Annotated in this window: 20 protein-coding genes, 3 pseudogenes and 2 riboswitches; of the genes and pseudogenes, 19 read left to right on the top strand and 4 right to left on the bottom strand. The window is 33.7% G+C overall.

From position 1 onward, the window contains the following. The first annotated feature begins 57 nt into the window (after window positions 1-57). The 10 genes from ACXKY9_RS15635 (at window position 58) to splB (ending at window position 10,189) form a co-directional block, all read left to right on the top strand. Window positions 58-1,131, top strand: a complete 1,074-nt coding sequence (locus ACXKY9_RS15635) for a patatin-like phospholipase family protein (protein ID WP_000331137.1) — start codon at window positions 58-60, stop codon at window positions 1,129-1,131. Between the two features lie 836 nt (window positions 1,132-1,967). After that, window positions 1,968-2,222: a hypothetical protein gene (locus tag ACXKY9_RS15630; protein WP_000557536.1), complete on the top strand. Its 255-nt coding sequence runs from the start codon at window positions 1,968-1,970 to the stop codon at window positions 2,220-2,222. 637 nt (window positions 2,223-2,859) lie between these two features. Then, window positions 2,860-3,558, top strand: coding sequence for a serine dehydratase beta chain (locus ACXKY9_RS15625; RefSeq protein WP_001057000.1), 699 nt, complete (start codon window positions 2,860-2,862; stop codon window positions 3,556-3,558). A gap of 21 nt (window positions 3,559-3,579) precedes the next feature. After that, window positions 3,580-4,470, top strand: a complete 891-nt coding sequence (sdaAA, locus tag ACXKY9_RS15620) for an L-serine ammonia-lyase, iron-sulfur-dependent, subunit alpha (RefSeq protein WP_000281776.1) — start codon at window positions 3,580-3,582, stop codon at window positions 4,468-4,470. Between the two features lie 290 nt (window positions 4,471-4,760). Continuing rightward, window positions 4,761-6,080, top strand: a complete 1,320-nt coding sequence (locus tag ACXKY9_RS15615; RefSeq protein ID WP_000348954.1) for an aromatic amino acid transport family protein — start codon at window positions 4,761-4,763, stop codon at window positions 6,078-6,080. 262 nt (window positions 6,081-6,342) lie between these two features. Continuing rightward, window positions 6,343-7,779 carry an IS4-like element IS231C family transposase gene (locus tag ACXKY9_RS15610; protein WP_001053969.1) on the top strand — a complete coding sequence of 479 codons (1,437 nt, stop codon included), beginning with the start codon at window positions 6,343-6,345 and terminating at the stop codon, window positions 7,777-7,779. Between the two features lie 259 nt (window positions 7,780-8,038). After that, window positions 8,039-8,263, top strand: a complete 225-nt coding sequence (locus tag ACXKY9_RS15605; RefSeq protein ID WP_000682214.1) for a DUF2187 domain-containing protein — start codon at window positions 8,039-8,041, stop codon at window positions 8,261-8,263. A gap of 288 nt (window positions 8,264-8,551) precedes the next feature. Beyond that, the gene (locus ACXKY9_RS15600) at window positions 8,552-8,725 is read left to right on the top strand and encodes a hypothetical protein (protein ID WP_000354585.1); all 174 of its coding nucleotides are present in this window, start codon (window positions 8,552-8,554) and stop codon (window positions 8,723-8,725) included. 175 nt (window positions 8,726-8,900) lie between these two features. Then, the gene (locus tag ACXKY9_RS15595; protein ID WP_000396091.1) at window positions 8,901-9,164 is read left to right on the top strand and encodes a transcriptional regulator SplA; all 264 of its coding nucleotides are present in this window, start codon (window positions 8,901-8,903) and stop codon (window positions 9,162-9,164) included. After that, complete coding sequence (splB, locus tag ACXKY9_RS15590; RefSeq protein WP_001039641.1) at window positions 9,161-10,189, top strand: spore photoproduct lyase; 1,029 nt, start codon at window positions 9,161-9,163, stop codon at window positions 10,187-10,189. The genes ACXKY9_RS15595 and splB overlap by 4 nt, the downstream gene beginning before the upstream one ends. 368 nt (window positions 10,190-10,557) lie before the next feature. Here the strand turns inward: splB and ACXKY9_RS15585 are convergent, their stop codons facing one another. Beyond that, the gene (locus ACXKY9_RS15585) at window positions 10,558-10,821 is read right to left on the bottom strand and encodes a lipid II flippase family protein (RefSeq protein WP_000394421.1); all 264 of its coding nucleotides are present in this window, start codon (window positions 10,819-10,821) and stop codon (window positions 10,558-10,560) included. Between the two features lie 221 nt (window positions 10,822-11,042). Here ACXKY9_RS15585 and gad point away from each other — a divergent pair, with 221 nt between their 5' ends. Continuing rightward, window positions 11,043-12,512, top strand: coding sequence for a glutamate decarboxylase (gene gad / locus ACXKY9_RS15580; RefSeq protein WP_001135435.1), 1,470 nt, complete (start codon window positions 11,043-11,045; stop codon window positions 12,510-12,512). A 210-nt stretch (window positions 12,513-12,722) separates the two neighbouring features. Then, window positions 12,723-13,239, top strand: a pseudogene (locus tag ACXKY9_RS15575) (linear amide C-N hydrolase); the annotation flags it as partial. Between the two features lie 4 nt (window positions 13,240-13,243). On the opposite strand, the gene ACXKY9_RS15570 reads toward ACXKY9_RS15575, so the two are convergent. Continuing rightward, window positions 13,244-13,663, bottom strand: coding sequence for a DUF1259 domain-containing protein (locus ACXKY9_RS15570; RefSeq protein ID WP_000067578.1), 420 nt, complete (start codon window positions 13,661-13,663; stop codon window positions 13,244-13,246). A gap of 734 nt (window positions 13,664-14,397) precedes the next feature. Here ACXKY9_RS15570 and ACXKY9_RS15565 point away from each other — a divergent pair. Both ACXKY9_RS15565 and ACXKY9_RS15560 read left to right on the top strand, forming a co-directional pair. Then, window positions 14,398-14,657, top strand: a pseudogene (locus tag ACXKY9_RS15565) (Ger(x)C family spore germination C-terminal domain-containing protein); the annotation flags it as partial. A gap of 181 nt (window positions 14,658-14,838) precedes the next feature. Continuing rightward, window positions 14,839-14,907 (top strand): annotated as a pseudogene (locus ACXKY9_RS15560) (HXXEE domain-containing protein); the annotation flags it as partial. 220 nt (window positions 14,908-15,127) lie between these two features. Here ACXKY9_RS15560 and ACXKY9_RS15555 read toward each other — a convergent pair. Then, window positions 15,128-16,096 carry an aromatic ring-hydroxylating oxygenase subunit alpha gene (locus ACXKY9_RS15555; protein ID WP_000174195.1) on the bottom strand — a complete coding sequence of 323 codons (969 nt, stop codon included), beginning with the start codon at window positions 16,094-16,096 and terminating at the stop codon, window positions 15,128-15,130. Window positions 16,097-16,283: 187 nt separating this feature from the next. Next, on the bottom strand, window positions 16,284-17,405 hold the full coding sequence (locus tag ACXKY9_RS15550; protein WP_000722113.1) for an FtsW/RodA/SpoVE family cell cycle protein: 1,122 nt from the start codon (window positions 17,403-17,405) through the stop codon (window positions 16,284-16,286). 184 nt (window positions 17,406-17,589) lie between these two features. After that, window positions 17,590-17,766: riboswitch (M-box (ykoK) riboswitch) on the bottom strand. A 506-nt stretch (window positions 17,767-18,272) separates the two neighbouring features. After that, window positions 18,273-18,438: riboswitch (M-box (ykoK) riboswitch) on the top strand. Window positions 18,439-18,719: 281 nt separating this feature from the next. On the opposite strand from ACXKY9_RS15550, the gene mgtE reads away from it, so the two are divergent. The 5 genes from mgtE (at window position 18,720) to ACXKY9_RS15525 (ending at window position 25,304) form a co-directional block, all read left to right on the top strand. Then, window positions 18,720-20,048 (top strand): magnesium transporter, encoded by a 1,329-nt coding sequence (gene mgtE, locus ACXKY9_RS15545; RefSeq protein WP_000734824.1) that lies wholly within the window; start codon window positions 18,720-18,722, stop codon window positions 20,046-20,048. 157 nt (window positions 20,049-20,205) lie between these two features. Next, window positions 20,206-21,303, top strand: a complete 1,098-nt coding sequence (locus tag ACXKY9_RS15540) for a phosphodiester glycosidase family protein (RefSeq protein WP_000681825.1) — start codon at window positions 20,206-20,208, stop codon at window positions 21,301-21,303. A gap of 279 nt (window positions 21,304-21,582) precedes the next feature. Beyond that, window positions 21,583-23,550, top strand: coding sequence for a penicillin-binding transpeptidase domain-containing protein (locus ACXKY9_RS15535; protein WP_000737767.1), 1,968 nt, complete (start codon window positions 21,583-21,585; stop codon window positions 23,548-23,550). 403 nt (window positions 23,551-23,953) lie between these two features. Beyond that, window positions 23,954-24,487 (top strand): RNA polymerase sigma factor, encoded by a 534-nt coding sequence (locus tag ACXKY9_RS15530; RefSeq protein WP_000438327.1) that lies wholly within the window; start codon window positions 23,954-23,956, stop codon window positions 24,485-24,487. Beyond that, window positions 24,477-25,304 (top strand): SH3 domain-containing protein, encoded by an 828-nt coding sequence (locus ACXKY9_RS15525; RefSeq protein WP_001060763.1) that lies wholly within the window; start codon window positions 24,477-24,479, stop codon window positions 25,302-25,304. Before ACXKY9_RS15530 ends, ACXKY9_RS15525 begins: the two co-directional genes overlap by 11 nt. Window positions 25,305-25,313 lie beyond the last annotated feature (9 nt).

Raw genomic sequence — 25,313 nt, 5'->3', positions numbered from 1 at the left:
TTTCAATATACTTCCGATACTATAACAGATCGAAAATTTCTTGATTGGAGGTATATAATGGCATATCCATTTCGTAACTTAGTATTTGAAGGTGGCGGGGTAAAGGGAAGCGCTTATATAGGTGCTATCCGTGCACTAAATGAAGAAGGGATTTTACCAGAAATACAACGATTTGGGGGGACTTCAGCTGGAGCGATTACTGCATTACTTTTAGGTCTTTCCATTCCATTCGCAGATCTTGTGAAAATCCACAAAGACATGAATTTCAAAGCGTTTAAAGATGATGATTTTTCGATTGTACAAGATAACATTCGTTTGTTTTTTGATGGTTTTGGTATCTATAAAGGGGATTTCTTCACTGAGTGGGTAGGAAAGATCGTTGAAAAGTGGACAGGGAGTAAGGACACAACTTTTCAGCAGTTGTATGACAAAACAGGAAAAGACGTGTTTTTTCAAGGAACGAACGTTTCTACACACCAACTTCGTACGTTTTCTCGCGAAACGACACCTGATGTCCCGTTAGTAGTTGCTGTGCGGATTTCGATGTCCATCCCATTCTTTTTTAAATCTGTGGAATGGGATAAAGATTATTATGTAGACGGAGGTGTACTCGATAACTACCCAATTCGTTTATTTGATCGGAAAAGTTTTGTGAATAAAGAAGAACACTTCACGACCACAGATACGATTGACGAGGTTAATAAACTGATAAGCAATATAGAGGATCATTCTACACTAAGAAGCTTACACACGAAATACAATGCATCTTTCTTTGATCCTACAGATGAAATTGTCTACAACAAAGAAACACTTGGTTTCCGTTTAGAATCTCAGGCGGAGGTTGCCATGTTAAAACATATCGCAACTTCAACAGAACATCATATTGGCCATTCTCTTATTCATTTTGCATGGAATTTGTCTCAAACCATGATTAAAGGTCATGAGAGCGGAAAAACCACCAAAGAAGATGCTGCCCGCACTGTATTTATTAATACATTCTTTACGTCGTCGTTTAATTTTGATATCACAGAAGAAGAAAAGAAAACACTCATGAATTCAGGTTATACTTCTACTAAAGACTATCTACATCAGTTTAATACGTCTGAAGTAAAATTGTTTAATCGACCATAAAGCCGAGTGCAATGCACTTGGCTTTTTTTAATCGTCCTGTAAATTTTTTTTTAGTAGCTAATAAAAATTTAGATAGACTATGCATAGAACAAGAGAGAGGAGATAACAGAAAGTAATAAATATAAGTTTTGATGACTTCTTATTTTGTAAAACTAGGGTGTAAAAAGGGTGAAACAGGTGGAAGAAAAACGAATTATGATTTATACAATTTTTCGGCTAACACAGTACAAAAGAGAAGCCTAAAACGGTGGATAGGAATGTATCAAAAAATGAATAGAGTAGCAAGGCGGATTTATTGTGAAAGTAGGGATTTTCCTTTTTCTTTCTACTGATAATAAAGCGTTATGTAGACTGGGAATGTATAAGGTATTCATTGCTATTCCTTCAAAATGCTGATGTTACATCACATTAAAATAACCTCTAATTTAAATATTGAAATTCTCTAAATCTCGATGTATTATATTCTTGTATTTTCTCACTTTGCTAAGCCTAGAAAACATCATCACTTCTGAAAGAACTCGAACTCCAGCGGGTTCTTTGAATTTACTTGAACTTATTTTTGAATCATTGTATTATATTTCCGAGTCTTACTCATATAAATCATTATCAGGAGAATCTGCAAATTTGCAGGTTCTTTTTTATTTTATTGAAAGTAAAATTTTAGCCAGTCGTTTATTTTCATATTGTTGGTTTTTATACGTGTTTGGTAAAAATCAATGAGTTGCAAAAAAATACTATACTGAAATCTAGTTCGGTATAGCAATGTGCATATAAAAGATCCCACTTTGCTATATCCCCTAAAAAGAGTCATAAAAATCTATATTTTTTTAATTCAGTTGCATACTACAAAACTTCTTTTAAAAGAAATGTATGTACATACACATTATATTTTGTTCCATAACTCTCTAACTTTCGTTCACGATAGTCTGTTAAGTACAGGATTATTGGCGGGTGGTGCAATAGGTGCAGAGGATGTGAAAACAAATGAAAAAGTACAAGTTGCTGTTGCAGGTAAAGAGGGAAATATAACGTATAAAGAAATTGATAAAGCAGAATTTCCATTGTTATTTGGAATGTATCCTTTATGTTAAGATCCTAATAAGAAGTTAGTTTTTTTTGATAATTAATATTTATACAAAATGTATAATTAATATACTGAAACGTTTTTAAATTTTATAATGTATTCCTTTTCATATGAATGAATTATTTATTGCAACAGGTTTCCCGTTCAAAATAAGATGTTCAAACAAAAGACAATATAAGTATCTTTATAATGATTTTTCAATATAATCAATGTGTTTATGAAAGGAACTCTGTGTTATTTTTGCTTTTTTACTAACTAATACAGCTTCAAACAAAGGACACAATTGCTACATACTAAGTGTAATTTATTACCTATTCAAAATTCTGTCTATTCAATCTTTCTGAAAATAAAAAAAGATTAAACTTATAAATATACAAGTTATAATGAGGGCGTCGAGACACAATTTATTACCTCTAGAGAAAATATCAAACCTCGTTTTGGATTAAAAATTCTAAAGAACTTGCCAGTAATTTTTTAAAATTGGACATACTGATATGATTACTATACGGAGGATAGCGGATTAGAAGGGAAGTTTATTCAACTCAATAAAGAAAGCGTTATCAAACAAAACTTGTTTTGAATCGATCATTCTAATAACTTAGATTCAACTACAGCTAAAAATAATAAATTATGGGGGTGCTTATATGAACATGAATGTAGCATCTATTAAAGAAAAAAAGATTGTTAAATACAAAAGTTGTTTTGATGTGATTGGGCCCATAATGATAGGCCCTTCAAGTTCACATACTGCAGGTGCTTTGGCTATTGGAACAGTTGCTAATAAATTATTTCAAGGTCTTCCTAAAAAAGTTGTGGTAAAGTATTATGAATCATTTGCTGAAACCCATAAAGGTCACGGAACTGATTTTGCAATTATTGCTGGTATATTAGGCTTAGCTGCTGATGACAGCAAAGTGCCAGATGCTATTAAAATAGCAGAGTCTAAGGGAATTGACATTACCTTTATTGAACAATTGGGTAATAGTCCTGCTGGTCATCCAAATACGGCAGATGTATATGCAGAGGATGAAAGTCGAAGTATTAGAGTAATGGGTGTTTCGGTCGGTGGTGGGTTGATTGAAGTCAAAAATGTTGAAATTGATGGATTTAGCTTAAATCTGCAGGGGCCATTGCCAGTTGTTATTGCGATTTCAGAAAGAGCTGACTTTGAATTTGTTTTACGCAGGATCTTTAAACAATATGATGTGGAAATTAACAACTTTCATAGTTTGGAAGATAAAACAAAATATTTATATGCATTCGCTTTGGATTCGATATTGCCAGGTAATGCTCAGAAGGAATTAGGAGATTTAAGCAATATAGCTAATCTTATTATTCTTTAGTCACATTAAGGAGTGAAAAATATGTATATGGCCATAAAAGAAATTGTGGATGCAGCTAATAAAAGCCAAAAGCAAATTTATGAATTAGCAATCGAACAGGAAATCAAACAAACTAAAACTTCTTATGAAGAAGTATGGAGTAAAATGGAACGAAATTTAGCGACTATGCAACATGCAATAAATAAAAGTATCGAGGGCGACGGTGTATTTTCTCCAACAGGTTTGACCGGAGGGGATGCTGTAAAAATTAAAAACTATCGAGAAAATAGGAAAACTCTTTCTGGAGATTTGATGGTGTTAGGGATTCAAAGTGCTATCGGTGTTAATGAAGTAAATGCTGCATTAGGAGCTATTTGTGCAACTCCAACAGCAGGTGCGAGTGGGACGATTCCGGGAGTCCTATTTAGTATTAAAGATACGTTGCAGTTAAGTCATGAAGATATGATTCATTTTCTATTCACTTCAGCGTTATTTGGAACGATAGTCGCAAACAACGCTTGTATTTCAGGAGCGTATGGAGGATGTCAAGCTGAAGTAGGAAGTGCCTCAGCGATGGCGGCTGCAGCTGCGGCAGAAGCTGCGGGTGGAACGCCACAGCAATCTTCTGAAGCTTTTTCGATTGCATTACAAAATTTACTCGGTTTAGTTTGTGATCCGGTCGCTGGTTTGGTAGAAATTCCTTGTGTAAAGAGAAACGCCATTGGAACGGCAAATGCTTTAGCAGCAGCGGACATCGCATTAGCTGGCGTAAACAATCTCATCAATGCTGACGAAGTGATTGAAGCCATGTATAGAGTTGGAAGACAGATGCCTCGCGAATTAAGAGAGACAGGTTTAGGTGGTATTGCAGCTACACCTACAGGAATTTCCATTAAAAATAAAATCTTTGGGGAGAAACAATCAAATCAATAAGTTATCGAATATATTGTGAAGTTTTTAACAATCTTTACTCTATTGTTCGCCTAAGGATGTCTGTATATTGGGGAAGTTATCAATAAAATATACTACTATATAATTAAAATATTTTATAAGTGGTAACAAACCCTTCAGGTTGATGCTTCGCTAATTTTTTGATTTTTATTAACCTAGAAGGGGGATATTCGTTGTGGGGCACTATATAAGCTATTCATTTTTCAAGAACGGTCTATATTCCTATATCTTAAAAAGAGAATTAAGAATAGGACACAAGGAGGAATTATTATATGGATGGGAATACTGCAAAAAACATAGAATTTCAAGCTGATAACACTGCAGTAAAAAATGAGAAATATCTAGACCCTAAAAAGTGGCATAAACAGGATACTACCTGGGCATTGAGCCTTTTTGGAACAGCAATTGGAGCAGGAGTACTCTTTTTACCGATTAATGCAGGTTCAGGTGGTTTATTATCATTGCTGTTAATTACCATACTTGCATATCCTGTTATGTATTATTCACATAGGGCGCTTGCTAAAATGATTTACGCTTCGAACTCTGCCGATGAGGGGATTACAGGTACAATAAGAGAGTATTTTGGAAATAAGGCAAGTATCATTTTTAATATTGTATATTTTGTCTCCATTTATACGATCGTGCTGATGTACTCGGTCGCACTTACAAATACCGCTAGTAGCTTTATCGTGCATCAATTGCACATGTCGGAGCCTCCAAGGTCCATTTTATCGCTTGTTTTAGTACTCGGTCTTATCGCTATACTAAATTTTGGTCAAGATATAACTGTAAAGATCATGAGCATGCTAGTGTATCCTTTTATAGCTTCTCTACTTTTTATCGCAATATCTTTGATTCCACAGTGGAATACGTCAATGCTTAGTTTTTCAGCTGTTTCTACTGCTTCAACAGGAACGGGATATTTAGGAACGATATGGATGATACTTCCAATCATAGTATTCTCGTTTAATCATTCGCCTATGATTTCGTCATTTGTTATGAAACAGAGAGCTACGTATGGAATAGATGCTACTGATGCTAAATGTGCTCAAATACAAAAAGTTTGTTATATTATGACATTCGTAGTTGTTATGTTCTTTGTTTGGAGCAGTACCTTAAGTTTGACTCCAAATGATCTTAAGGTGGCAAAAGAACAGAACTTGTCAATCCTATCATATCTTGCTAATGAGCTTAATTCGCCAGTAATCACTATTGCAGCTCCTATCATTGCATTTGTGGCTATTACAAAGTCTTTCCTTGGTCATTATATAGGAGCGTATGAGGTAATGCGTGACATGATTATCAAGTCCAGTAAAAAACGTGGGAAAGATATAGGAGAAAAAACAGTTAAGACAATGATTCTTACTTTTGTCGTATTAACATGCTGGTATGTTGCTTATACAAATCCAAGTATTCTTGGAATCATTGATGCCCTTAGCGGTCCGCTAGTTGCTGCTATCTTATGTATACTACCAATGTATGCAATCCATAAAGTATCAGTACTTGCTAAATACAAAGGGAAATCTAGCAATGTATTTGTCATTATTATAGGTATTCTTACTGTCCTAGCAAGTATTAAGTCATTATTCTAATCCACTATTGTTAGTATCGATGCAAAAACCGTGGGATATGGAAAAAAGAAAGATTCTTATCGGAACTGAATTCTATATTGTTAAACTAAAGAAATCATGGTTTTGGACAAACTCCTCACATTGGAGAGTTTGTCTTTTTTTATCATTTTAGCCAAGAAGACCCCTTCCTCACATGCCCATCAACTTAAGAATTTGCACTACCCCCAAGTGTCAAAAAACGTTATTCTTTCTAAAAAGCTAGCTAGAAAGGATGACATTTTTTATGAATCTTTCAATTCAAGATGAATTACAACTATTTTCTGAAGAGCTGTATCGTCATTTAACCCCTTCTCTTTTGGAAGAACTCGCTAAAGAATTAGGTTTTGTAAAAAGAAAACGAAAGTTTTCAGGAAATGAATTAGCTACCATATGTATCTGGGTCAGTCAACGTACAGCGAGTGATTCTCTCGTTCGACTATGCAGTCAATTACACGCCGCCACAGGCACTCTTATGAGTCCAGAAGGACTCAATAAACGCTTTGATAAAAAAGCGGTTGAATTTTTGAAATATATTTTTTCTGCATTATGGAAAAGTAAACTTTGTAAAACATCAGCCATTTCAAGTGCAGCACTCACGTATTTTCAACGAATCCGTATTTTAGATGCGACGATTTTCCAAGTACCGAAACATTTAGCACATGTATATCCTGGGTCAGGTGGTTGTGCACAAACTGCAGGTATCAAGATTCAATTAGAATATGACTTACACAGCGGACAGTTTTTAAACTTCCAGGTAGGTCCTGGAAAAAATAATGATAAAACATTTGGAACAGATTGCTTAGATACCTTACGGCCGGGTGATCTGTGTATTCGTGATTTAGGATATTTTTCATTGGAAGACTTAGATCAAATGGATCAACGTGGCGTGTGCTATATATCAAGACTTAAGTTAAACCATACCGTCTATACGAAAAATCCATTTCCAGAATACTTTCGAAATGGGACAATCAAAAAACAGTCACAGTATATCCAAGTTGATTTAGAGAACATTATGCACACGTTAAAACCAGGACAAACGTATGAAATAAAAGAGTCGTATATTGGCAAGAATCAAAGATTATTTACAAGAGTAATTATCTACCGATTAACAGAGGAACAAATACTGGAACGTAGAAAAAAACAAAGCTATACCGAAAGTAAAAAGGGGATTACATTTTCAGAAAAGAGTAAACGATTAACGGGTATCAACATATATGTTACGAATACGCCTTGGGAAGTGGTTCCGATGGAACAAATCCATGATTTTTACTCCCTCCGCTGGCAGATCGAAATCATATTTAAAACGTGGAAATCTCTATTTCAAATTCATCATTGGCAAACTATCAAACAAGAGCGATTAGAATGCCATGTGTATGGAAAACTCATTGCCATTTTTATATGTTCTTCCACGATGTTTAAGATGCGCCAACTTCTGTTGCAAAAGCACAAAAGAGAACTAAGCGAATATAAAGCAATTGGGATGATTCAAGATCATCTATCCCTGTTATATCAAGCGATACAGAGAAACACCCGTATAATAACAAAGGTTTTAATCCGCCTGTTTACCCTACTAAAGAAAAATGGCCGGAAATCCCATCGATATGAGAAGAAAACTATCTTTGATATTATGGGTGTTGTCTATGAGTATAATGGATTGAGAAAACAAAAGAAAGCTGCATAAGAAAAAAATGAAACCCGTTAGGGTTTATTTCGTATGCTCATTTTTAAGAGGATTATACTGTTTAAAAGTTTGTTCATTTCAATTAATGGAAAACCGTAGAGTTTCTATCCTTAAGTTGATGGGCATGCCCCTTCCTCAAGGAACGTAAAATAAGTAGGTGGGAGATGAATTGGCTAAAATGATAAACTGGTGACCCCGTATGTAGAAGTAAAAAAGGGGGAAACTATTGTATAATTATCGATAATTTAGGGGGCGCCAAATGAAACATAATAAAGAAGTAACACTTGGGGATTACGTTCAATTTTCATATCGTAAAAATCATAATTTGAAATTAATGGGATTTGTGGTGAATGTTTTACAAAATACAATTGTTGTAGATATTGCGGAAAGAATGGATATCGAGGTAGATGATTTTAGGCAAGTTGTAAAGCATGGTTATTATAATAAAGTGGTTCATAAGCAAATAAAGAATAGTGTTTCATAAAAAGTGCTCCTATATATATAAATTTAGGAGCACTTTTTATGGAGAGAATTTTCGCAAAGATTTTTTTGTCTGAGGTATAAAATTTTCATAAGAAAATACGTTTTGAAGATATTTTCTTATTTGTTAATTAATAATTTTTTCAATCTTTATAGCTGTTATGGATTTAAAATATTATTCATAAAAATTTCACATAATTTTATTAAAAAGAAAAATACTAATACTTGTTTTAATACTTTACTTCGAGTCATTAAAACAAATTTACTAACTACGAAACAAGGAGGCATCACTGTGGACATTCGTGAAGGATTAATTCCAACAGCTTTAGGTACAGCAGTGACAGCAGCAGGTTATGCTCTTAAACAAACTCGTGGAACTAATAAAATGATTGCAAATACAGTATTTGGTTTTGGTTTAGCACACGTCGTTTTAGGTGTAATCGATCTTGTTGAACATCGTCGTTAGAACGAAAGGCAAGCATTGATATATGCTTGCCTTTTTGGGAGTACATTTATTATTCATTTTTCAAAATATGTTTGTATGACGTAATCATTATCAATGTAATTAAATAGTTACACTACAAGGAAATTAGAAAGTAAAACTGTGAGCATTGAATTTTATGAAATGAGATGGTGATGGAATGGAATTTTCTTCTGAAAGTAATACGTATCATGCTGGTGACATTGTTTATATTTTTTACCGAAATCCTCATACTCAAGACGTAGCTAACATACAAGCTGCAGCAGTTGTAAATAATCCTGAAAGACCTAATGAATTAGCACTATTTCTTTACGAAACGTATTATCCACTAACAAATGAGATGGCTATATATGCTACCGAAGATGAGGCAAACCAAGCTTACACTTACTATTATGGTGATATTTCAGAGGGGATGTTAGAATGAATAAGCCATTTATGCCTAAGCTCGTATATTTTGAACCGAAAGCATTGGATTATCCTTTGGGGAAAGAGCTGTTTGAGAAGTTTTCAAAGATGGATGTTGAAATTCGACATACTACTTCCCATAATCAAGTAAGAGATTTGCCAGGGGATAACGATTTTCAAAGGTATCGAGTAGCAAAATCCACGCTGGTTGTTGGTGTTAGAAAAACACTGAAATTCGATACTTCCAAGCCTTCAGCAGAGTATGCAATTCCTTTTGCGACGGGATGTATGGGACATTGTCATTATTGTTATTTACAAACAACGATGGGAAGTAAGCCTTATATACGAACGTATGTAAATGTTGAAGAAATTTTAGATGCTGCTGATAAATACATGAAAGAGCGTGCACCTGAAGTAACAAGATTTGAAGCGTCGTGTACTTCAGATATTGTAGGAATCGATTATTTAACGCATACCCTTAAACGGGCCATTGAGCATTTTGGAGAATCTGAATATGGGAAATTGAGATTTGTTACGAAATTCCACCATGTAGATCATTTACTTGATGCTAAACATAACGGAAAAACAAGATTTCGCTTTAGTGTAAACGCTGATTATGTGATTAAAAACTTTGAACCAGGAACTTCTCCCTTAGCTAAACGAATTGAGGCAGCAGGAAAAGTAGCTAGAGCTGGATATCCTCTTGGTTTCATTGTAGCTCCTATTTACCTGCATGAAGGCTGGAAGGAAGGATACTATCATATGTTTGAACGCCTAAATGCTGAATTACCTCTTGATGCACGGGATGATATTACATTTGAATTTATTCAACATCGTTTTACAAAGCCAGCTAAGAGAGTAATTGAAAAAAACTACCCGATGACAAAACTAGAATTAGATGAAGAGAAAAGAAGGTATAAATGGGGGAAATATGGAATCGGAAAATACATTTATCAAAAAGAAGAAGAAGAGGATATAAAAAACTATCTGTATTCCTATATGAAACAGTTCTTTCCTAATGCAAAACTAGAATATTTTACATAAAAGAAACGAACAAAATTCATTATATCATCAATCTAAAAAATTACTCACTCAAAAAAGTGATATTGGTCAACAATTCGCTAATAAATCATTTGAAAAATTTATATACGAAAGTCTTTTATGTAAAAATATGTTTCATTATGAACTGAATCCCAACAGTTAAACAGAAAAATACAGCGGTTGTATGAATATAAGTCCGGTATTGTACCGGGCTCATTCTTTTTAACGTTGCATCAATTCTTTTGTGAACATATTAATTTGAACATGTTTAAAAACGAATCATCTTTTGACAATGGTATTAGCGCTTTAGAAAGAACTTTCATAAAAAATGGTACTAATAATCCCTCCAAGTATTACTCCCATAGTAGAATCTAATAACAAAAATCTAATTGTTTAATTAGTAATTCTAATCTACCATTTTTTGCTGTACTATCAACTAAAGAAACAGTAAATGGTTGTTGAAACATATTAGAAAATCGAGCAATTAAAGACATAATATTATATTTAGCAAAAGCCGATGCAACTAAAGCTAATTTCGCCCCAACAAGTTGAACTCCATATCCTAAAACTTCTATAGAAGTCATAAGCATTAAAAATAAAAAGATACAAATTACTTTAAAAGTAATAAACTCCATAATCATACCTCTTAAGTTTCTATAAATACATAACTCAATAATTATATTAAAAACATTCAATATTTTCATTAAAATATAAATCAATTTCTATTTTATAATCAAAAACTATACTCCTTTATTTTGAATGATGGCATCACCTTTTATTAGAATTGTCCCTTGGTTTAGCAAATGTTTTTTTGTAAATAATATATTTGTTAAACCATTAATTAAGGGGGACTAGTATGCCGCAGGATCGAAAAGAAGAAGTGCAAAACGATACATATGAAGGAAAAGAGGTTATGCCAGATAATCCACAATATCTACCGCGTCACGTGCAAATGGAGCTGCCTCCCGAATTTTCTATAAATCCTCTTTTTGCCCGCAAAGGAGAATCAGTCGTTCCGCGCTTTCACATGCCTGATGAAGGCATGTTACCAGAAACAGCGTATCAAATCGTCCATGATGAAATGACTCTTGATGGCAATGCACGTTTGAATCTTGCAACATTCGTTAGTACATGGATGGAACCTACCGCAGAGCACTTATATGCTAAATCATTTGATAAGAACATGATTGATAAGGACGAATATCCACAGACAGCTGAAATTGAGGAGCGGTGTGTCCGCATTTTAGCCAACCTCTGGCATTCCCCCAGCCCCCTTACAACTATGGGCGTTTCAACAACTGGATCGTCGGAAGCCTGTATGCTCGGGGGGCTTGCGTTAAAGAGACGCTGGCAAAATGCACGAAAAAGAGAGGGTAAGCCGGTGGATCGGCCTAATATTGTGTTTAGTTCTGCTGTTCAAGTCGTTTGGGAAAAATTTGCGAACTATTGGGAGGTTGAACCACGCTATGTGAAGGTTAGCCCTGAGCATCCCCGATTAAATCCTCAAGGGGTCCTTGCAGCCGTGGATGAAAATACGATTGGTGTGGTACCGATTCTCGGTGAGACTTATACCGGACTTTACGAACCGGTTGCCGCCATTGCAAAAGCGTTGGACGATTTACAGGAGAGAACGGGACTGGACATTCCTATGCATGTAGATGCGGCTTCGGGCGGATTTATAGCACCGTTTCTTCAACCAGATTTAGTCTGGGATTTTCAGTTGCCGAGGGTGAAGTCCATCAATGTATCCGGACATAAATATGGATTAGTCTACCCTGGCTTGGGTTGGATAATTTGGCGGGAAGCTGATGATCTCCCTGATGATTTAATCTTCCGCGTCTCCTATTTAGGCGGGAACATGCCGACTTTTGCCTTGAATTTTTCACGTCCTGGCGCACAAGTGCTTCTACAATATTACAATTACCTGCGTTTGGGGAAAAGTGGGTACTATGATGTCCAAAGGGCTTCTCAAAAGGTCGCTCTTTTTCTTAGCAAGGCAATTCAGGAGATGGAACCATTCGAACTTTTGTCCGATGGTTCGGATATTCCGGTTTTCGCTTGGCAACTGAAAAAAGGTTACACATTAAACTGGAACCTTTATGATTTATCTCGACAATTGCGTGTGTTCGGCTGGCAAGTACCCGCATATCCATTGCCTCCAGACCTAGAAGCAGTGACAATTATGCGCGTTGTGGTTCGAAACGGGTTTTCTATGGATCTCGCGCATTTATTTTTGAGGAACCTCAAACAGGCCGTTGCCTTTCTGGATTCCTTGGATGGACCTATGCCACATGATACGAAATGTGATAATGGGTTTCATCACTAATTGGGGAGCAGCTCTCGTCGTCGTTAAGTTGAGCTCAACACCCATAACTTTTCGAGCTATCGACTGGGAAGAGGTACAGAAAAGCTGATGGTTTCAACCAAGGGATACATGATGATAGGTGATGAACAAATTGATGCCTGAGGGCTTTACAATATCAAATCATACGCCCAGTTTTCAGAAATCTATTGGCTTTTCTTCTGGTTTCGAAAGACACAATTCAAATCTGTTGAAGAGTTAAAGAAATTTGTAGCTAGTATTTCCTTTTTGGGGGTACCATTACCTGCTTTAGGAGTTACTCCACCATTACATTGGATTTTAGCGGATAAATGGGGTGAATCTATTGTATTAGAATCGACAAGGAGTAGTGACTAATAGTCCTGAGTTTAATTGGCATTTACAAAATGTAAGACAATATATAGGTCTTAAATCGCAGCCATGCGAGGGGGATATACCATTAAGTGCTTTTGGACAAGGTTCAGGTTCAATGGGACTTAATGGAGATTTCACCCTACTATCAAGGTTTATACGGGCAGCGTATGGTAAATAAAATATTCAGGGTATAGATAACGAAGAAGAGGGTATATCGGTCATTTTTCGTATTTTGTAAAATTGTGAGGTTCCAAAAGGAGGAGTAATAACGGAAGAAGATACATTAGATAATACTATTTATACAAGCGCAACGTGCATGGAGTCTGGTACATATTATTACTATATCTATGATTGTAGATAAATTATTGCCCTTCGTTATTAGTAACCGGATAGCTGCTTAACGATAAAAATGAATTTGCCAATTTTCTTGCAAAATGTAACGGGTGCTCTACCGATTGGATATGAATATACATAATTAAGGGATTCATGTATAACCAGTGATTATGTAAAGCACTGACAATAATTCCTTGTTGTACAATTGATTTCATAAATGCAGGGATCTCTTCTTGTAGAACCGCGATTTCTCCTAAATTTAATGCATTGCCATTTTGATCCAACGATTCAAAACTTACTCCGACGGGAACTACATAGGCACTTGGTTTTCCTTGAACCAGGACCTTAAAATTGCGGTGAAAAGACACCGAACAACCACCTTGATTTATTTTACTCTTTCCTTTAAGAATTGCAGCAAATTGATCAGAAATGAAATTTAAATTAGACATAAGTTCAATTCCTTTCTCGTGCTAAATTTATTCATTTAGAAATTTAATTTAAAAAATGTAGTTCCTTCTTTTAAAGAAAAGAACTACTTATAAACAACTTTTCTCTAAAATAAACAGGCCGATATGTGCAATTTGTACCCTGTTTATTTTAGAAGAAATATAAATGCTATTTCCCAACAAACATAACTTAATGAATCCTTTCTATATATCATTATAAAAAATTCATAAAGTAGGCAATTGTACATCTTTATTTTATGTAGGTTAGATAAATATGTGCCTTAATAAGTCTGTGCTTTCTTTATGAAATTCTTATTGGTAATTAAACAATAAATTTAATATATTTTAATGATTGTATAGGGTAAAACTTAATTTGTTTTTTCATTTTCTCTTTTACAATTGCTTGTGGTCCTTTGTTAAAATTGTAGTAATATATTGAACTGTATATAAAGATAGATATTTTAAATTTTTCATCCTAAAATAACTTACTATATCTAGCTAAAAATGTTGTTTTTTCAATGAAGAAGTAAATTTTGGGTGTATGGTTTATTGGTTATATTAAGTGTTTTGTTAATGTTAAACATAACTCTTATTGCACATACATTTTTTTAGATCGCAAAGAAGAATTTATTCGTCTGTCAAATTCTATGTTAACTGGTAAAACAGACTAATTTTAGATGAAAGATTCTATAATAAATCTGGAGAAACAAAAATAATTGAAAACATTTGAGCATGGAGATAAAAAACGCTTAACGAAGGATATTTCAAAAGAGATGGAGCAAAGGATTCAAAAATCAATACAGCTTGTTCAAAAAAATATAAGGTGGATGTATTAGCATTAGGAGAAGTATATAAGCGGAATAATTATAAAGAATGGAAGAAAATAAGTAAGAATTGGGATCAAGGTGAAAATTATTTTAGTAATGCTGACATTAATGTTTATGTTCATCTAGTAATTGAACATTCAGGCTCAGCTTTACCGAAGAGAGTGAAATAAGGTGATTTAAGTCGTTAGCGGATTAGAAATACGCTAAACGATATTAATGCTGGTTCTGCATTTTCAATCAGTGCAGACTTATGTACTTTAAACGTGATTAATAAATTATATTTGGCTTATTATGATCCTTTGGTTAGCACTAGTTAGAGTTATAGTAAAAATATTAAGCAGAAACGACTTATTTTTAATAATAAGAGGAAATATGTTACTGAAAAGTAAGGAGACAAATTATTACTTTTTTAAAGAGTAATTAGGTCCGTACAATGACGCATTAAAGTGATTCATAAGGGATTCTGAATGCTAAGAGAGTGAGAATGAATTACAAAAGAAAGGTGCATAGGCGCCTTTCTTTTTTTGAAGGGATTTTTTGTTACGAGTTAGTACAAAATTGGGTTCAGGGGGTACTATAAAATTTTAGCTTGATGGCGATGGGGTAGCATCCACGTCTATCAACATCACTACACCTATATTTAATACTGCGTTACGTGCCTTGAATCAAGTGAAAAACAAGACCCATTTTGTAAAAACTGAAACCAACGTTTTCTAAACTGAACTTGAGCCATATCTGCATGAACATGGGCCTCCATTTTTAAAGCTTCTGGTATAGGTCTAGGATGTTGACTTTCTACAATAATTTGATCCTCTTTTAGTACTCTTAAACTAAATTTAGCTAAAATTTGGTCTAGTAAAGGGAAGTACTTTAAAAATGTCCTTCCGGTATATCCCATAATTAATGTCTCTTCTTCATCAATTGGTGTAAACGTAATGTACTGAATAAATGACTCATTCTCCTGTTTGCCACTGTGAAGCATCCACTGATGTGGGAATTTGTATTCAAGGTAAGCATCACCATTTGAGAATATAAACTGATCCAGTGTTCCCTCCAGCTTATAATTGGTTGATTCGGCTTTTGTTTTTCTACCAATCGTTTTTTTATGTACATAAGCAAGATGAGCAATATCCAGCACAGATTCGATTGATCGAGTAAGGTGTGCATTCCAAGTGGCGTGGAAGAAAGAGAGTTTAAAAGGAGTGTTCTCCATTACATGAAAAGTTTGCCATTCAGGTGGAGTTTCCTCATTATCAGGATATATCCAAATCAACCCAATCTTTTCTTTTACAGGGTATGAGAGGGTATGAGCAAATTTCGGGATAGGTTTATTGGGTTGGGATGGAATTCTTACACAAGTACCACAACTATCGAACTCCCAACCATGGTAGGGACAGACTAGTTTACCATTTACTACTTGTCCCAGTGATAAGTCAGCGCCACGATGAGGGCAGTAAGGTGATAGGGCCTGAACTTCGTCTTTTTCATCCCGATATAATACAAAATCTTTGCCAGCAACTCTTTTTTTTACTGGAATCTTTTTTATATCTTTTGCATAACTCACAGCATACCAATTACGTGGGAATACTCTATTTATATTTAGAGTCATTTATTTTCTCCTTCTTTTTTATTCACCTAGTAGATATTAGTGGTGTCTACTGTATACTGTCTATTCTATGCTATAAAATATTTTAAATGTTCGTCTAAAATTAAGAAATCTACAGTTTGATCAAATCATTATGAAAGCCTGTATAATCTCTCTAAATGTAACAAAAATGACTATAGTACAATAGATTTTAAAAAGGAGAATGTCTTATTTTATTGAAAATTGAGATATTAAGCAATATTCCTATTGCTATTAAATTGACCATTAAAGAACTTCCACCAAAACTTACAAATGGAAATGGAGTACCTGTAAGAGGAAATAGTCCCGTAATACCACCTAAATTTACAACTGATTGCATACCAATCATACATCCTATACCAATTGCTATAAAACTGCCGAATGGATCTACACATAATTGTGCAATTTTTAAGGAGCGAAGTACCATAGTCAAAACTCCCACCAATAGAATAAATACACCAATAAATCCTAGTTCTTCAGAAACTATTGCCATTATAAAATCAGTATGTGGTTCCGGAAGATACCCTGTTTTTTGTATGCTATTTCCAAATCCACGACCAGTGATTCCTCCAGAGCCAATGGCAATAAAAGAGTTTACAAGCTGATATCCATTTCCTTGCGCATCAAGAAAGGGATTGAAAATCGTAGTAATACGTGTCTTTTGAACTGCTGATAAACTATATTGAATCAAATAATATAAAATAGGTAACCATAAAATAGAACCGATGGTAGTTCTTTTGATTAGTAGATTTATATTTATTCCTGAACAAAGAAATATGCTAAAACCTATACCTAATATTAAAAGTGCAGATCCTAAATTTGGTTGTTTAAAGATAAGAAAAAAAATTGTAGCTAAAAAAAATAAAAGTTTTCCGATACCACTCCAGTTATTTTTAGCTTGTTCTTGTCGCAATGCAAAAAAACGGGCTGTTACAAGTATTGTTCCTAATTTAAGAAATTCAGCTGGCTGTATTCCAAAGATCCATGATTGAGCATTATTTACCACTTTTCCTTTCCATAAAACCATAATTAATAAAAAAATCCCCCCAATCATAATACAGATTGAGACTATTCGTTTTTTCCATATTTCATATGGGAGTAAAGCACAAATTATTAATCCTATTGTTCCTAAAAGTAGCTTTGTTAATTGAGAATCAACAAAATGTCTACTGTTATAACCGTAATGTTGGACAGCGACAATGGAGCTTGCACTATACATCATGATAATGCCTAAAGTACATGTTATGAATAGAGGAAGGAGCAATAGATAATCGAGTTTTAATATTTTTTTCATTTTAATATCCTCCTGATTTAAAACAAAACATAATATTACATTTGTTAATGAATAGAATCTTGTTCTCGTCAATTACTAAATATGACTTTTGTTTAGAAAGATTCTATCACTTATTCCCTGTTTTTTACGCAAAAATCCCCCTAGTATGTAACTAGAGGGATTCAAAATGGCATGACTAAATAAGGCTTTTCCCCCCTAGTAGAGCTTTGGCACTATACAACGTAAAGTAATGAAAATTCATTACTTAGCTATCTTAAGAAGAGCCTTAATCCGACAATTCCTGTTCTACCCATTGGCGTCTTTCGACATTTTTGGGCAATAGCCTGTGTTTGCATAGGAGCCTCACCTAACAGGTTAAGCAATATAAATTTTATGTGTTTGTTTCGTGTAGCAAGCATAAATATATTTTTTTTGCTTGTCAAGCAACCATATTGCTAATTTTATTTGTTTTATTGCTTTATAGTCCTTTGAGAAATGATATAAAAAAATGTCTGTAATCATTCTGTATAAGTACATATTTTTGACTTGTAGTGTATCGTTTGATTAAGTAGTTTAACCATATAAATTTGATAAACAGTAAAGAAGATTTTAATCATAAAAGAAGATTTTTTGTGAATGTTCTTTTTGTATACAGAATGACTAATTATTCATCTTTTGTTATAAAGTTGGAATTTGATTAAAAATAATAAGTTTCATATGTTTTATTACGTTTCTTCGAATTAAATCTATTTGAATTCTATGTTTTTTAAGGGGAATTTTAAATTTATAATAAAATATAATTTCATTTTCTATAAAAGATTTTTTTATAAATGGAATTGAAAGTCAGTTGACAAATATTAAATTCTGGTTTAAATTTTGAAGTAATTCAATAAACTTTGTTAGGTGAGGCTCCTGTATAGAGAAACGCTGCTGCCCAAAAATGTCGAGAGACGCCAATGGGTCAACAGGAACGGTCGGATTAAGGCCCTTCTTAATGTAGCTGGTTATAAAAACCTATGCTATACAGTGCTAAAACTCAACGAGGGAGTGGTATACGATTTGATAGAAAGGCACCTCTGTGATTTCGGCAGAGCTGTCTTAATAATCATTTGTTTGTATTGTGAAAAAACCTTTACTCCTTTTTGAGTAAAGGTTTTTCTGTTTAATGTTATTTATTTTTATCTTGTCTATATTCAAAAAGGAGGTAATTCTAACTAATGAATTGATTGCAATGTAACTATTATTGCTCTAATAAAAAATTTAAGACAGATAAAATAAAACAAAACCACTCATGAAACTCTAGAGTCTCCCTTAGCAATATGAGGAGGAGTTAACATGAAGAAATTATTAAAGGAATTACTTATAACCCAAAATAACTTGGATGCAGAGAAAGTTTTACGTCTTCCGTCGTATGATATTGCGCAAGAAGTAAAACAGTTTTCAATTGAAGATCAAGTCATATTACTAAATACGATTCCTGTATTAAAAAGCTCTAAAGTTCTTCAATATATGAGTGCAGAAGAAAAATATAATATCTTAATTCACTTATCTGAAAATAAAGCTAAAAAGTTACTGAATTTACAACCGATTGATGAATTAGTAGATTTACTTCTAGCGGTTCATCCGGAAGAACAGGCTAAATTAATGGCGTATCTAGATAAAATTACAAAACATAACGTAAAAAAATTAATGACTTTCAAACCTGAAACGGCAGGAAGTCTTGTTACAAGTGATTTTGTTGCAGTTAGAGGAAATTGGTCAGTAAAAATGACATTGAAGTACATTAGGGAACATTCTGAAAATGTAGAATCAATATCTTATAGTTATGTTCTTAATAGTCATGGTTATCTTGAGGGAATCGTTTCCATACATGAGTTATTACTAGCAGCAGATGAAGAGATATTATCTACTATCATGATGCCAGAGGTAATTTCAGTACACGCTGAAGTTGACCAGCAAGAAGTTGTAAAAAAGCTACTGAATTATAATTTAGCAGCAATACCTGTCACAACAGCAAATAATAAAATGATTGGTATTATAACATTTGATGACGTAATGAATGTTATGGAAGCAGAAGCTACAGAAGATATTCAAAAGTTAGGCGGAAGTGAACCATTGAATCAATCTTACTTTGAAGCTAGTATTTGGAGCATTTTCCTAAAACGTCTACCATGGTTATTACTTCTTTTTGTTGCTGAGGCATATACAGGTACAGTATTAAAGTATTTTGAAGACGAAATTGAAACTGTAGTTGCCCTTGCTTTCTTTGTTCCATTATTAGTAGGTACTGGAGGGAATACAGGAACACAGGTTGTAGCAACAATTACTCGTGCAATTGGTATTGGAGAGTTAAAATTTAAAGACATTTTCCGTGTAATGAAAAAAGAATTTGCAATTGGTATGCTTCTTGGACTTGCACTTGGGATAGCTGGGCTCATTCGTGCTTATATGTTAGGAGTTGGAGCAGAAGTTGCGCAAGTTGTAGCAATTACTTTATTATTTATTGTTATTTGGGCTTCTCTTGTAGCAGCTGTTTTACCTTTAATTCTAAGAAAATTAAAACTAGATCCTGCAGTTGTTTCAGGTCCATTTATTACAACATTTGTTGACGGAACAGGATTAATAATTTACTTCATGGTTGCAAAAACGTTATTAAATTTATAAATATACACTAAAAAAACGAAATCCGGAATAAGTATGTTGCCTTAATTGCTAAAACATAGTGGGGAATTCAGGCATGAGGAAATCAAACACTTTTGTCTTTAGATAAATAATATTTTAATGGATTTATTGAATGTAATGAATGCTGGAGGATAAAACTATGAAACATCTAAGAAAAATCTTCAAACGAATTTTGCTTCTATTTTCTATTTTAATGATTATTGGCGTAGGAATACTATTTGGTACTAGCTATGGCCGAGAGCTTCGTATAACAATCGCTGGGAGTATATTAACTTCTCAGCATCCACAATATGCGAAATATACATTCCTATCCCAAAAGGAACTAGATAAACTGCAAGATAGAATTAATCATCCAAAATGGTCAAACAGTGATGAGCATATTTATAAAAAAATAGTAGGAAAAAGATTAGAAGAATTAAAAAATCAGCCATTAGAAATTGATGTAGAAACAATTAAAAGTAATAAAGATAGTCGCTTTCTTTTCGAAGGAAAGTTAGTAACAATTAGTAATCCTTTCAATGTTAAACTTGTTAGCCATCAAGGAACACAGGGTGCTAACAGGGGAGAAAAAATTAGTGTAATGGCAAAACGTAATCATGCACTTGTTGCTGTGAATGCAAGTGGATTTGCTGACGAAACAGGAAGGGGTGGAGGAAATGTTGCTACTGGAATTGTGATAGAAAATGGGAAAGCTATTGATACAAATATGGATAGAAATGCCCCTACAATTATTACGGGATTAACAAAGTTTGGTCAAATGATAACAGGAAATTATTCTACCCAACAACTGTTGGATAAACAAGTCGTTTCCGCAGCTGGATTTATGCCACAGTTAATTGTAAATGGAGAAAAAATGATTACAGAAGGAGACGGCGGTTGGGGGTCGGCTCCAAGAAGTATTATGGCCCAAAAAGAAGATGGTACAATTATGTTTCTAGTTATTGACGGTAGACAGACACATAGTATAGGAGCTACGTTGAAAGAGTGTCAAGATATTCTATATGAAAAAGGAGCTATAAATGCAATGGCAATGGATGGAGGTTCTTCTGCTACGCTATATTTAGGAGGAAAGGTTATAAATTCACCGTCTACATTATCCCATGAAGATCGTTATTTACCGAACGCTTGGGTGGTAACAGCAAACCAAAAACAAAAAATAAAGATGACAATTGATGGGAGAAAAATAGATACCAAAACATCAGATGAATTTGATGCGAACATTTCAACGAATTTATGAATTATTAAAAATAGAACAAATACATGATTTTTATCTCGTTAGTTGGAAAATTAAAATTATTTTTTAAAATTAGAAATTATTATTTCATATTCATGATTTGCACAATATCAAACGAGAGTGATGAGGATTCCAAATTTACGGAATTCTTATCACTCTTTTTTAGTTTTTGGTAAATATGGAACAATATCCTTACTTTCACTGTCTATTAAGCGTTAAAACATTTTTTATTAAATAAATTAAGAAAGGAATCATCATTTTTAACTAAGGGAGAAGATTGAATTGAAAAAATTATGGATGCTGCTTTTCGTTTGTTTCGCGGTTATGTTGGTAGGATGTAATAAAAACGAACCGCCAAAACAAGCATTTGAAGAATATATCAATTTATGGAATGATAGAAAATTTACAAATATGTATGATCATTTATCAGATCATGCAAAAAAATCAATTTCTAAAAAAGAATTCACAGAAAAATATCAAAAAATCTATGAGGGGATTGGAGCTAAGGATTTAAAAGTTAAAATGAAAGGAGAGAATACGAAAGATAAAGAGCTTTTTCTTTTTGAAGTTAAGATGGATACCGATGTAGGATCAGTTTCATTCATCCATGAAGCAAAACTTGTGAAAGATAAAGAGTCTTGGAAAATAGATTGGACGCCAGACTTCATTTTTCCAGGAATGAAAAAAGATTACAAAGTACGTATGCAAATAGAGCAAGGAAAACGCGGAGAAATATATGATCGAAATGGAAAAGGGCTTGCAACGAATGGTAAAGCGACTGAGGTTGGAATTATTCCAGAGAAACTAGGCGAAACAGCAGCGCAAACGAAAGAAATAGTAGCACAATTACTTGATATGTCTATAGAAGAGGTCGAACAAAAGCTCACAGCAAAATGGATAAAACCAGACTCCTTTGTACCAATTGGTATTTTAAAAGAGGGAACCAGACAGAATGATTATATTGAATTAGAAGGAGTTTCATCTCACCCAGTAAATATTCGTACGTATCCATTAGGTGAAGCAGCGGCACACTTAACTGGATACATAGGAAAGGTGAATGCGGAGGAGTTAAAATCACTTCAAAAACAAGGTTATCAAGCAGATGATTTAGTAGGTAAGACCGGTTTAGAGAAAGTGTTAGAAAATAAATTGCGTGGTGAAAAGGGTGGACGCGTATTTATAGAAGATGAGAAGGGGAAAGAGATTAAAAACGTAGCAAAAAAAGAAGCAAAAGAAGGAGAAAATGTTACGTTAACAATTGATGCTGCAATTCAAGAAAAAATCTTTAATGAGATGAAAACTGAAGCAGGGTCTAGTGCAGCGGTCAATCCTAAAACAGGTGAAACAATCGCACTTGTAAGTAGCCCTGCTTATAATCCAAATATAATAGTTAGAGGAGCATCGAAAGCCCAACGAGAAGCATGGAGTAACGACTCGAAACTACCAATGACGAATCGCTTTACACAAGCATTTGTACCAGGTTCCGTATTTAAAACGATCACAGGTGCAATTGGTTTGGAAACAAACACAATAAATCCGAAGGAAGAATTTAAAATTCAAGGATCGAAGTGGACAAAAGATTCGTCTTGGGGAAATTACTATGTAACGCGTGTAAAGGATGCAAGTCCAATTGATTTTGATAAGGCAATGAAGTACTCTGATAATATTTATTTTGCTCAACAAGCTTTGAAAATGGGAAAAGATCAGTATGTAAATGAATTTAAAAAGTACGGATTTCATGAAAAATTACCAATCGAATACGAACTTCCTATTTCAATCATTGCAAAAGATGGGATAAAAAACGATATTCAACTAGCAGACACGGGCTATGGACAAGGACAAGTACTAATGACACCACTTCATTTAGCATTAACATATGCACCGATTGTGAATGAAGGGAATATTCCGTCGCCACATCTTTTAAAAGAAGCAAAAGTAGCAGGGAATTGGAAAGAAAATGTGGTTTCTAAAAAGAATCAAGAGATATTAAAGAGCGCATTAATTAAAGTCATTAATGACCCTGATGGCGCAGGAAGAATTGCAAAGGTTGATGGTGTAACGCTTGCTGGTAAAACTGGTACAGCAGAACTGAAAGAGTCGAAAGAAGCAGACGGAAAAGAACTGGGATGGTTCGCAGCTTTCGATGCAAATGCGCCAGACATGATTGTTACAATGATGATTGAAGATGTAAAAGGAAGAGGAGGAAGTAACGTTCCAGGTGAAAAAGTAAAACATGTATTTCAGAAATAATACTTAATTATATGGTGAATTTTTTGACTAAATTTATTACAGGTTTGCTTAACTCAAAGATATAAATTGGGGAAAATATAGAACAATTAAATTTCAAAAAAGCATTCTCGATTAGAAAGAATGCTTTTTTGCTGTGATTCTAGAAAAGTTGACATTGTTAATGGCAAATAGAAGGAGATAGCAAATTGAAATGGACAAGTGGAGTGTTACGTTAAATTCAAAAAACAGATTTTCATGAGTAGAATTTTATCATTGTATGCTTTACTTGTTTTTTAGTAGTATTATTCTGCTTGAAAAAGATAAACAATGGAACAAATGAAACTTGTATCTTGTCTATATATTGAAACCATAATAAAAGTGAGGGCAGTTTTTATGTTTATTCAAATAAGTTTGAGGTGTGGAAATGGAACAGACGTTTATTGAAAAGTGTAATCATGATGAGCTGGACTATGTTATAAAAGACTATTGGCAAGATGTATGGAATTATTCATTTATTATTACGAAAGATCCACACTTATCAGATGATATCACGCAAGATGTATTTATAAAGGTGTTTAAAAATTGGAATTCATTTCGAAAGGAGTCATCTATTAAAACGTGGATATTAAAAATCACAAGAAATACGGCAATAAACTATTTGAAATCCTCTTATTTTAAAAGGATATCTTTAATAGGATTTTTTAGTGACGATAAGCAATCCCTGTCAGCAGAACAAGAATTTTTTAAGCAAGAAGAAATGAATGATGTGTGGAAGGTTGTATTAGAACTACCTAAAAAGCACCGTGAAATAATTATATTGGACGCAAAATATGAATTATCTTATGAAGAAATGGCTGAAACATTAGGAGTATCCATTGGAACTGTAAAATCGAGATTAAGTAGAGCGAGAAGTAAGGTTTCAAAATTAATAGGGGAGGGTAGTAGTGATGAACAATAAACAAAATCCTGACTGGTATAGAAAAATAAAAAAAGGGCCAATGGAGAATCGTAAAGATGAAGAAGAATTTATTTCTAAAATAAAGCAGTCTATATATGAAAATAATGAAGTGGATTTTGTAAAACATAAAAGACCATTTCGTAAAAAAGCATTACCTATTGTAGTTGTTTTGGTTTGTACAATGTTATTTTTCATTGTTCAACAACCTTGGCTTGATGATAATAAATCGCCGGTACAAAGTAGTACTCAAATTAAGCCTAAAACAAAAGATGAGTCTGCTCAAGATCCATCATTAAAACAATTTATGAATGAACTATATCAAAGTACGAACTCAAAAAATGAAAATAACTTGTACAAAGCGTTAAATGATGAAGTTCTATTTAAAGGAAAGAGTTATAGGAAGGATGAACTGAAGTTTGATGAAGATATCTTTCATGAGTTGCAAGTCGCCCTTACAATGGGAGGAGAGTTTGCAAAAGATACAAAGCAAGTATATAAAGTACCAAGTGGATTGACAGAAAGTAACCAACCAAACCAAGCGCATTTTATATATGCAACTGTTACTGGAAATAAAACGAAAATTTTAGCTGAACCAAAGAGAGAATCACAAGTTTTATATGAAATATCTAATGAAATGGTAAAAGCTTGGATTCCAGAAAAAGTGCAAAATGATGGATATATAAAAATTTCGACAATTAACGGTAATACTGGATATGTACAGAAAGAGTACGTTTTAACTGATATTAAATATTCATTTATGTTCGAAAAGAATAATGAAGGAACATGGAAAATAATAAATATAGATTCTATATGGTAAAAGAGGAAG

This window comes from Bacillus sp. 2175, assembly GCF_057812155.1.
The sequence above is the reverse complement of the archived record's forward strand: the minus strand, read 5'-3'. Positions and strand labels throughout refer to the sequence as shown.

Coding starts and splice junctions, on each gene's coding strand:
- ACXKY9_RS15605 (WP_000682214.1), top strand. CDS start 8,039: ATGAAACATAATAAAGAAGTAACACTTGGGGATTACGTTCAATTTTCA.
- ACXKY9_RS15540 (WP_000681825.1), top strand. CDS start 20,206: ATGAAACATCTAAGAAAAATCTTCAAACGAATTTTGCTTCTATTTTCT.
- ACXKY9_RS15555 (WP_000174195.1), bottom strand. CDS start 16,096: ATGACTCTAAATATAAATAGAGTATTCCCACGTAATTGGTATGCTGTG.
- ACXKY9_RS15585 (WP_000394421.1), bottom strand. CDS start 10,821: ATGGAGTTTATTACTTTTAAAGTAATTTGTATCTTTTTATTTTTAATG.
- mgtE (WP_000734824.1), top strand. CDS start 18,720: ATGAAGAAATTATTAAAGGAATTACTTATAACCCAAAATAACTTGGAT.
- ACXKY9_RS15595 (WP_000396091.1), top strand. CDS start 8,901: ATGGAATTTTCTTCTGAAAGTAATACGTATCATGCTGGTGACATTGTT.
- ACXKY9_RS15615 (WP_000348954.1), top strand. CDS start 4,761: ATGGATGGGAATACTGCAAAAAACATAGAATTTCAAGCTGATAACACT.
- ACXKY9_RS15635 (WP_000331137.1), top strand. CDS start 58: ATGGCATATCCATTTCGTAACTTAGTATTTGAAGGTGGCGGGGTAAAG.
- ACXKY9_RS15625 (WP_001057000.1), top strand. CDS start 2,860: ATGAACATGAATGTAGCATCTATTAAAGAAAAAAAGATTGTTAAATAC.
- ACXKY9_RS15610 (WP_001053969.1), top strand. CDS start 6,343: ATGAATCTTTCAATTCAAGATGAATTACAACTATTTTCTGAAGAGCTG.
- gad (WP_001135435.1), top strand. CDS start 11,043: ATGCCGCAGGATCGAAAAGAAGAAGTGCAAAACGATACATATGAAGGA.
- ACXKY9_RS15525 (WP_001060763.1), top strand. CDS start 24,477: ATGAACAATAAACAAAATCCTGACTGGTATAGAAAAATAAAAAAAGGG.
- ACXKY9_RS15530 (WP_000438327.1), top strand. CDS start 23,954: ATGGAACAGACGTTTATTGAAAAGTGTAATCATGATGAGCTGGACTAT.
- sdaAA (WP_000281776.1), top strand. CDS start 3,580: ATGTATATGGCCATAAAAGAAATTGTGGATGCAGCTAATAAAAGCCAA.
- ACXKY9_RS15550 (WP_000722113.1), bottom strand. CDS start 17,405: ATGAAAAAAATATTAAAACTCGATTATCTATTGCTCCTTCCTCTATTC.
- splB (WP_001039641.1), top strand. CDS start 9,161: ATGAATAAGCCATTTATGCCTAAGCTCGTATATTTTGAACCGAAAGCA.
- ACXKY9_RS15570 (WP_000067578.1), bottom strand. CDS start 13,663: ATGTCTAATTTAAATTTCATTTCTGATCAATTTGCTGCAATTCTTAAA.